The following is a 426-nucleotide window of genomic DNA, read 5'->3' as shown; positions in this document are numbered from 1 at the left end:
ACGTCGGAGTTGGTAATCAGATAGGCAACGCGCGGGCGGCGCGGTGGCAAATGGGAAGACACGGTGCAAATGGCGTCCAAGCTGGCAGAAAATGAGGCGGGTTCGCCCACCGACGCCGGCCAGTGCGGGTCAACCCGGCATTATAAGGCGCCAGACACCGTTGGTTCGACTGCCAAGTCAATAGTTGATGTAACCGCGGCATGCGTATCTTGACCGTTTACAATGCTGCTCATCTGACATCCTCACGGACCATTCCATGAGCAGCATCAACCCCACCATCTTCAAAGCCTACGACATCCGCGGCATCGTCGAAAAAACAGTCGATGCGGAAACCGCACGTCTCATCGGCCGCGCTTTCGGCTCCGCAGCACGCGCCAAGGGCGAATCCGCCGTCGTCATCGGCCGTGATGGTCGCCTGTCCGGCCC

At 59.9% G+C, this 426-nt stretch carries 1 pseudogene; it reads left to right on the top strand.

The annotated features are described in order from the left end of the window. Positions 1-277: 277 nt before the first annotated feature. Positions 278-426, top strand: a pseudogene (locus GV818_RS33815) (phosphomannomutase/phosphoglucomutase); the annotation flags it as partial.

Origin of the sequence: Pseudomonas sp. Fl4BN1 (assembly GCF_009908285.1) — a bacterium.
In the GTDB taxonomy this organism is placed as follows: Bacteria; Pseudomonadota; Gammaproteobacteria; order Pseudomonadales; family Pseudomonadaceae; genus Aquipseudomonas.
This window is presented reverse-complemented; position numbering and strand designations above follow the sequence as displayed.